Consider the following 7,680-nt stretch of genomic DNA (forward strand, 5'->3'; position numbering starts at 1 on the left):
TGGGGGTTGAGCGCTCGTCAGACGATCTCGAGGTTGGCCATCATGCCCATGTCCTCGTGTTCGGCGTTGTGACAGTGGAACAGGTAGCGGCCTCGGTATCCGTCGAAGCGGGTGATGATTTCCGCGGACTCACCGGGGCGTAGGGAGATGGTGTCTTTCAGACCCGCGTCGTGTGGGAGGGGTTCGGCGCCGCCGCGGGACAGGACGCGGAACCCGACGAGGTGGAGGTGGATCGGGTGGTGGACGTCGGCGATGAGCCGCCAGACTTCGATGTCGCCGAGGCGCGTGGTGACGTCGGTGCGGGCCGGGTCGAACGGCTGGCCGTCGATGAGCCAGCCGTGGCGCCCGTTCATCCGGCCGGCCCGAAACGCGAAATCTCGGATCACGGTTGCCTGCGATCTGTCCCATTCCGGCAGGTCGTCGGCGAGCCTGTCCGGGATCGGGGCGCTCGCGCCGTGGCGCACGACGTGGAACTGCATGACGTCGGCGGTGCGGCCGGTCCCGAGGCGGTTGGCCAGCCGGACCCGCGAACCGACCGGCAGGCCGCCGAAGTCGATCAGCAGGTCGTATCGTTCGGCGGGAGCGATCGGTAGATGTTCGTGTCGTACCGGGGCCGCGAGCAGCCCCTGGTCGGCGCCGATCTGCACAAGTGGGAGCGTGCGGCCGTTCTCGGCGACGGCCTCGAGTTCATAGTGCCTGGCGTTGGAGCCGTTGAGGATGCGCAGCCGGTAGACACCGGTGTCGACCTCATGTACAGGCCATGGTGCGCCGTTGACGAGGATCACGTCACCGAGGACGCCTGCCAGGTACGCCTCGGTGACGCCGGGCTGGCCGGTCAGGGTCGGGTCGAGCGCCGGGTACGCCAGCCGCCCGTCGGCGTCGAAGGCGCGGTCGGCGATCATCATCGGCAGTTCGTGGTCGCCTCGGGGCAGGTCCAGGGCGTCATCTACGTCGTCGCGCACGAAGTGCAGCCCGGCGAGGCCGCGCCAGATCGCCGGTGCGGTGAAGTCCATCCGGTGGTCGTGATACCACAGCATCGTCGCGCGCTGGTCGAGCGGGAACTCGTACGCGCGCTGCCTGTTCGTCACGACCGCCCGGGCGTCCGTCATGCCGTGTCCGCCGGCAGAGCCATGGCCCGCGTGGCCGCCGTGCAGTGCGAGGTGAGACCACGCGGCGGGGAGCACCAGGTCGGTCGGGTACCCGTCGTGCGCGGCGGGAGTGCGCCCGCCGTGCAGGTGCACCACGGTCGGCACCGGCAGCTCGTTGTGATGGGTCACGATCACCTTGCGGCCGCGGCGCGACTCGATCGTGGGGCCCGGGAACGTGCCCCCGTACGTCCACATCGGTGTGCTGATCCCGGGTAGGACCTGCAGGGTCGCCTCCCGCTGGGTGATCTCGTACCGGTCGGCACCTTCCGAGGTGCTGACCGGTCTGAGCACGGACGGAACTGGCATCGGAGTCTGGAACGGCGGTGGCAACGCGGCAGTGCTGCGCAGCTGGGCGCCGGTGAATGACGGGCGCCGGGCAAGCGCGGCCGCGGCCGACAGCCCGGTGGTGGCGAGCAGTCCGAGCGCCCCACCGATGCCCAGCGCCCGGCGCCGGGTCATGCCACGGTGCTCACGCATCCCCGCCCTCCGGACGTGAGACCGGCCGCAGCGGCTGACGCCACACGACGATGAACTGCACGGTGAGCACGACGATCGTCAGCACACCCAACGGGAGGTGCAGCCACAGAGCGCCATCCATGCCCGCGAAGTACTGCACGGTCTCCGCCGCCACCACGGCGAGCGAGGTAAGGAACAGCCCGCTGTGCCGCAGTTGGACCCAGACCGCTGCCGCCGTGATCACCTGCAGGTAGCCGAGCGAGGTGACGACGTCGGCGCCGATCGCATGCCAGCGAAGGCCGTCGAAGTTCCCGCTCAGATAAACGCCGGCGAACACGGGCTGGCCGACGATCGCGATCATGTGCGCGCTGATGATGGCCCGCACGACCCAGCCGGCGAGACTCGTCCGGTGCGCGGCATCGGCTCGGGCCGTGCCGCCGCTCGTGGTCGCGGTGACCATGAAGCGTCCTCCTCACATCGTTTCGGACCGTGCGACTGTCAGGGCTCGAGGTCGACAACCCCTTTGCCGCTGCGGATGTCGAGCGGCACGGAGACCTGGTCGTGCGTGATCAGCCAGGTGCCGTCGATCCTCCGCAAGCCGTACGTCACCCGGACCCACATGCCGGTCGTCGCCGTGCCGTCCTTCAACGTGCCGGTGAGACGACCGAAGGCATGCCCGAACGCCACCTCGTCGCCGACCGTGAGAGTCAGATCGCGAAGCTCGTAGCGCACGTCTTCGAAGAAGGCGAAAACGTTCGCCCAGTTCTTGAGCTTCGCGTCGATGCCCACGTGCTGCAGCGGAGGGTCGATGTCGAATGACACGACGTCCGTCGAGTAGGGCTGCTTCAGGGCGTCGAGGTCCTTGGTCCGGAGTGCTTCGACGATCGTCTCGATCTGCTGGCGGATCGCTGCTTCGTCGACCTCGTACTGCGTTGACATTGCGTGACCATCCCTTCGCGGTGGGGTCTTGGCTGCTTCCATGCCAAAGCTATGTCAGTAGAGCTATCTTGTCTAAGATCAGTATCGCTATGGCGTTATGCACTGGAAGGCATGATGGAGCTCAACTCGCTGAAACAGTTCCTCGTCGTGGCGCGCCTGGAGCACCTCAGCCGGGCGGCCGAGGAACTCCGCGTCGCCCAGCCCTCGCTGAGCCGCACCATCGCCCGGCTGGAAAGCGAACTGGGCGTGCCACTGTTCGATCGCGGTGGCCGCCTGCGCCTCAACGACATGGGCAAGGTCTTCCGCCATCACGTCGAACGGGCGCTCGGCGAGCTGGACGCGGGCCGGCGCGCCGTCACCGACGCCACCAGCCACGGATTGGGCACCGTCAGACTGGCATCGGAAACCTTCCTCACCCTCACCGGTCCGCTGGCCGTCTACAAGCGAGCGCACCCCGCGGCCGAGGTCGAGCTGCACTGGTCACCCGCCGATGACATGGCCCGCCGCCTCCGCGCCCAAGAGGTCGACCTGTGCCTCGCCTCGCAACCGATCGACACCGAGGGACTGGAGGCCGCGCGGCTCTTCCACGAGGCCGTAGGCGTGGGTGCGCCACTCGACCATCCGCTTGCCGGCCGGACGTCCGTAACCATCGATGAGCTCGCCGACCAGCCGTTCGTCACCGCGCGCAAGGGACACTGGCTCCGCAGACTGCTCGACCGGCTGTTCGCCGCACGAGACCTCACCCCGAAGATCGTCTGCGAGAGCGACGAACACAGCGCCATCGCCGACCTGATCAGCGCCGGCCTTGGCATCGGGCTCGTGCCCGCCCTCGCCCGCCGCAGCGCCACCCGTGCCCCCGTCGCCTGGATCGATGTCGACGAGCCCGACTGCGCCCGCGCCGTCACCCTCTACTGGGGCGCCGACAGCCACCTGTCGACCGCGGCCCAACTGATGCGCACCACCATCACCAGCTGGAACTGGCCGACCGACGTTCCCCAAGACACGCGCTCCTGACCGACTTGCTCAATCAGGGTGTTGCCGGCGGAGCGTGCCGGCGCGAGACGATGTGTCGGAGAGCGTCGCGTAGGTCGATCAGCTGGTCGGCTCCGATGCCCTCGACCGTCCGGTCGAGCCGGGCAGTGCCCTCGACCAGTTCGGCCGAGCGCAGGTTGTGGAACAACGGATCCAGCACCGTCGCGACTGTCCGCAAAGCCAGCAGGGCCTCGACGCCGATGACGTGATCGGCGTCGAGCGACGCGATCGCCTGTCGGACATCCGGTGCGTACAGATAGCCGGCGTCGTCGTGGGCCAGTGGAAGGCGCATCCGTACCATCCAGGGGGCGAGCCGCCCGTACAGCCACTGGGGAAACGTAGGCTCATGGTGGCAATGTGGACCATCAAGCGCTTCGGCAACGGCGAGTGCCGCCTCGCGCAGCGCCAGTACCGTCTCTCCGGCCGTGACCTGCCGGGGCGGGAAGTCGAACACAGCCGGCTCGGCTTGCTCGGGTGAGGCGTGGGTCGGATCGGGTGAGGCGTGGGTCGGATCGAGACGGGTTCGCCAGACGACGCTGACATACCAGCTCGACGGCTGCTGCACCGGCTTGCGCCACTCGTGGTAAAAGGAGACGCTGCCGCCTTGCCCAGCCCGCCGCAGCGAGTACCTGGCTATGCACGTCGCGGGAATGAAGTCGGCGAATTCGGCGGTCGGCACGGTGCCGAACTCGCAGCCGAAAGCCCGCAACCGGTCGGCGTACCCGATGAATGGCCGGCTCGCGCGTCGCCACGCGGCATGTTCCCAGGCACCGTCACGGGCGGACTGCGCGAGCACGAGCGTGGCGTTGTCGGGCACCGGGAAGCCGGCGGGAGTCTCGGCTCCAGCTGGCCATCGACGCCGGCCGATCGGAGCTCGTCGCGGATGATCCGGACGATCTACTCCGCATACTGCGTCTCGTCCTTCATGTCCAGATGGAACACCGGCACACCATCCTCGTGCAGGACAGTGCACCCGTTCGGCAGCGGTGAATCGGGCTCAAGTGGATGCGGTATCCGGCTGATCTCGCGTACCGCAGGCCGGAGCGCCGCGACCGCGGCGACTTCATCGGACGTGTCGTCCAACGCGAGCGCCACCCCGGAGGAATGTTCAGCGACGTAGGCTACGAGATCTGCTTCGTCATACCGCAGCACCAGGACATGCTTTCACAAGGGCTGCGCCTACCCCGCGTCATGTACGGAGCGTTGCGTTGGCCTGGTCTTCCGGGCCTGGAAGACTTCTCACGCACAATCAGCCACGAACGGAGTGGGAACCGATGAGCCGTCAGATTCAAATCACCTTCGACGCCCATGACCCGAGCGCGCTGTCATCGTTCTGGCGCGACGCGCTTGGCTACGTCCACCCCGGACCGCCCGGAGCCGAGTTGCCCGAGGGCGCCGACCCCCTGGCCGCGTGGGACGATTTCCTCGAGCGGGCCGGCGTACCGAAGGAACAGCGCAACACGAGATCGGCTATCGAGGACCCGGACGGGAGCGGGCCGCGGATCTTCTTTCAGCAGGTTCCAGAAGGCAAAACCGCCAAAAATCGCGTGCATCTCGACGTACGTGCGGCTCCCGGATTGCAGGGTGACGAGCGGATGGCAGCCCTCGAAGCCGATTGCGAACGGCTTGTGGCGCTGGGAGCGACCCGGGTACGCCGCTTCGAGCCCGAGCCACCGATGAGCGCCGGCCACATCGTCATGACCGACCCCGAGGGCAATGAGTTCTGCCTCGATTAGCCGAGGCGGCCGCCGGTCAGGTGCCGGCTTCACCGTTACGCTCCCGGCATGACTCCCGAAGTCGAACGGCTTCGCGCGGTGCTCGACGGGTTGCGGGCCAGCGTTCTGAAGAAGCTGGCCGGACTCGGTGAGGAGGACGCCCGGCGCAGCACGGTTGACTCGGGTACCAACCTGGCCGGATTGTTGCAGCACCTGACGTTCGTCGAGTCGATGTGGTTCGAGGAGATCGTCGCCGGTGGGAAGGCGTCCAGGGGCAAGCGGTCGATGCGGGTCGACCCCGCGGTGCCCCTACGGACCCTGCGCGCCGAGTACCGCGCCGCGTGTGATGCCAGCAACGAGATCATCGCCGTGGTCGGGGAGGCGGACGCACCGGTGACCCGCAACGGAAAGACGCACGATCTTCGGTGGGTGCTGCTCGCGGTGATTGAGGAGACCGCCCGCCATGCCGGGCACGCCGACATCATCCGCGAGCAGATCGACGGCCAGACCGGCCGTTGATCCGGTGCTACCAGCCGCCCTTACCACGCCCCAGCCGCCCCAGGCACACGGCCGCGCCTACGGCCGGCCTTCGCCTGGCCCTGGACCTGTACCGCGGCATCGGCGATCGGGCCGGCCAGGCCGCATCCTCAACAACATCGGTTGGTACCACACCCTGCGGGGCGACCACGCGACCGCCATCATCCACTGTCGACACGCGCTCGGCTTACACCAGAAAACCGGCGACCGTCGCGGCGAAGTCGCCGGCGACCACGACACCGCCCGGGACAACTGGCGCCAGGCCCTGACCATCCTTGACGAACTCAGCCACCCCGACGCCCACCAACTCCACGCCATGCCACCTTCAAGCGCTCGGCGCGCGGCGGTATAGGCGCTATGCACATCTCAAACCCCGGACACCAATAGATCTAGACGACCTATTGCCGCAGGAACGACAAAAAATCGACTAGGTCCAAACAAAGAAAGACGCGAGCTACCGCGACGTCCGCCGCGCTCCATGCCGTTGCTCCCGCGGCCCCACCCGCCGCCGTCACACGACCAACCCCGACCAGGGCAGGGTCGTGTGCCGCGATCACCATTGTGGACAGTGGCCATCCCGACCCCGGCCGGATCGCCTGCGGGGCAACGAATGTCGGTGGATTTCGATAGAATCAAACATGTGATCGAGAGGCTGATCATCCCCGAAGACCTGGCGGACATGCCGCCCGGTCCAGGCCTGTCAGCCATCCTCGCGCGCATCGACCGGTCGTGTGTCAACGGCCACGACATGGTCACCGTCATGCAGGCCCGCGCCCGCCAGGTCGCCCACGATCAAGCCGAGCTGCTGGCCGACATCGTCGAGGTGGCGCACTGTCCGCCCGGCACGTTCGACAGCCCGGTCAAACGCCTAAAAGGGTTGAGCCGGTATCCGGACGATGAGGTGCGGGTCGCGTTGTGTTGGACCCGCCGCGCCGCCGGCGAGCAACTCACTCTTGCTGTGGATGTGGTCGAACGCCTCCCCGACGTGTACGCGGCGCTGCGGGCTGGGCACATCGACGTTCCGCGGGCTCGGGTGTTCTGTGACGTGCTTTCGGTGTTGCCCGAAGATGTGGCGCGGGATGCGGCGGCGCGGTTGTTGCCGGTCGCGGATGGTCTGACGACGGGGCAGTTGCGGGTGCGGTTGCAGCGGCTGGTCATCACCATCGACCCCGACGCGGCTCGCAAACGCCGTGACAAGAGTGTCGTGGATCGGCGTCTGGATCACGGGCTGCTGCCGGAGGGCACCGCGTTCCTGGGCGGCACCAACCTGCCCACCGAACGCGCCGCGGCAGCGTCGGCGCGGATCGACGCGATCGCCCGCGCCGCCCGACGCGGGGGCGACGAGCGGACGCTTGATCAGCTACGCGCGGACACGTTCCTGGACCTGCTCGAAGGCCTGAACACCGCGACCGCGTTGTCCGCCGCGCCTTGCAACGCGGCGAAGACCCCGACGATGGCCGCGCCCTTCGACACCAGCCAGGCCGACGGCACGAACCGGCAGCCCGGCATAGCCGAGCAGCCCGGCACCGGCCAGGCACACGGCACGACCGAGCGGCCCGGCACGGCCGCGACTGCCCATGCGCCCGGCGCGGCAGAGGCCACCAGCCGGCCCGAGCCGGGCGCAACGGCCTGCGGGGACACCGCGCCTGGCAGCGCCGGCCCAGCCAGCACCACGACCGGGCCGGTGCGCGGCGGCGTGGAGCTCACCGTGCCGCTGTCCACGCTCATGGGGCTCACCGAGCTGCCCGGCGAGTTGGCTGGGTGGGGGCCGGTCATCGCCGACATCGCACGCCAAGTCGCCGCACAACAACGACGCAGCCGATGGCGATTCACCGTCCACGACGGCAACACCC

Annotated in this window: 10 protein-coding genes; 4 read left to right on the forward strand and 6 right to left on the reverse strand. The window is 68.3% G+C overall.

All coding sequences use genetic code 11. The annotated features are described in order from the left end of the window. Window positions 1-17 precede the first annotated feature (17 nt). From QMG73_RS30740 to QMG73_RS30750, 3 genes are read right to left on the reverse strand one after another with little or no spacing between them, the layout of a single operon-like run. On the reverse strand, window positions 18-1,625 hold the full coding sequence (locus QMG73_RS30740; protein WP_281901485.1) for a multicopper oxidase family protein: 1,608 nt from the start codon (window positions 1,623-1,625) through the stop codon (window positions 18-20). Continuing rightward, complete coding sequence (locus tag QMG73_RS30745; RefSeq protein ID WP_281901486.1) at window positions 1,618-2,064, reverse strand: hypothetical protein; 447 nt, start codon at window positions 2,062-2,064, stop codon at window positions 1,618-1,620. The genes QMG73_RS30740 and QMG73_RS30745 overlap by 8 nt, the downstream gene beginning before the upstream one ends. A gap of 38 nt (window positions 2,065-2,102) precedes the next feature. After that, window positions 2,103-2,543, reverse strand: a complete 441-nt coding sequence (locus QMG73_RS30750) for a YybH family protein (protein WP_281901487.1) — start codon at window positions 2,541-2,543, stop codon at window positions 2,103-2,105. Between the two features lie 111 nt (window positions 2,544-2,654). Here QMG73_RS30750 and QMG73_RS30755 point away from each other — a divergent pair, with 111 nt between their 5' ends. Next, on the forward strand, window positions 2,655-3,557 hold the full coding sequence (locus tag QMG73_RS30755; protein ID WP_281901489.1) for a LysR family transcriptional regulator: 903 nt from the start codon (window positions 2,655-2,657) through the stop codon (window positions 3,555-3,557). Between the two features lie 13 nt (window positions 3,558-3,570). On the opposite strand, the gene QMG73_RS30760 is transcribed toward QMG73_RS30755, so the two are convergent. Together QMG73_RS30760 and QMG73_RS30765 are read right to left on the reverse strand one after the other, a co-directional pair. Continuing rightward, window positions 3,571-4,392, reverse strand: coding sequence for a hypothetical protein (locus QMG73_RS30760; RefSeq protein WP_281901491.1), 822 nt, complete (start codon window positions 4,390-4,392; stop codon window positions 3,571-3,573). A gap of 80 nt (window positions 4,393-4,472) precedes the next feature. Beyond that, window positions 4,473-4,727 (reverse strand): hypothetical protein, encoded by a 255-nt coding sequence (locus tag QMG73_RS30765; RefSeq protein ID WP_281901493.1) that lies wholly within the window; start codon window positions 4,725-4,727, stop codon window positions 4,473-4,475. Between the two features lie 122 nt (window positions 4,728-4,849). Between QMG73_RS30765 and QMG73_RS30770 the strand changes: the two genes are divergently transcribed. After that, entirely contained in the window at window positions 4,850-5,311 is a 462-nt protein-coding gene (locus QMG73_RS30770; RefSeq protein WP_281901495.1) for a VOC family protein, read from the forward strand. A gap of 48 nt (window positions 5,312-5,359) precedes the next feature. Further along, window positions 5,360-5,809, forward strand: coding sequence for a DinB family protein (locus tag QMG73_RS30775; RefSeq protein ID WP_281901497.1), 450 nt, complete (start codon window positions 5,360-5,362; stop codon window positions 5,807-5,809). Between the two features lie 205 nt (window positions 5,810-6,014). Here QMG73_RS30775 and QMG73_RS30780 read toward each other — a convergent pair whose 3' ends face one another. After that, window positions 6,015-6,140 carry a hypothetical protein gene (locus QMG73_RS30780; protein ID WP_281901499.1) on the reverse strand — a complete coding sequence of 42 codons (126 nt, stop codon included), beginning with the start codon at window positions 6,138-6,140 and terminating at the stop codon, window positions 6,015-6,017. Between the two features lie 327 nt (window positions 6,141-6,467). Here QMG73_RS30780 and QMG73_RS30785 point away from each other — a divergent pair. Then, the coding region (locus tag QMG73_RS30785) for a DUF222 domain-containing protein (protein ID WP_281901501.1) at window positions 6,468-7,680 on the forward strand (1,213 nt) is incomplete at its 3' end.

The sequence above is a fragment of the Phytohabitans aurantiacus genome (assembly GCF_027923225.1).
GTDB classification, from domain to species: domain Bacteria; phylum Actinomycetota; class Actinomycetes; order Mycobacteriales; family Micromonosporaceae; genus Phytohabitans; species Phytohabitans aurantiacus.

Coding starts and splice junctions, on each gene's coding strand:
- QMG73_RS30755 (WP_281901489.1), top strand. CDS start 2,655: ATGATGGAGCTCAACTCGCTGAAACAGTTCCTCGTCGTGGCGCGCCTG.
- QMG73_RS30770 (WP_281901495.1), top strand. CDS start 4,850: ATGAGCCGTCAGATTCAAATCACCTTCGACGCCCATGACCCGAGCGCG.
- QMG73_RS30740 (WP_281901485.1), bottom strand. CDS start 1,625: ATGCGTGAGCACCGTGGCATGACCCGGCGCCGGGCGCTGGGCATCGGT.
- QMG73_RS30775 (WP_281901497.1), top strand. CDS start 5,360: ATGACTCCCGAAGTCGAACGGCTTCGCGCGGTGCTCGACGGGTTGCGG.
- QMG73_RS30750 (WP_281901487.1), bottom strand. CDS start 2,543: ATGTCAACGCAGTACGAGGTCGACGAAGCAGCGATCCGCCAGCAGATC.
- QMG73_RS30745 (WP_281901486.1), bottom strand. CDS start 2,064: ATGGTCACCGCGACCACGAGCGGCGGCACGGCCCGAGCCGATGCCGCG.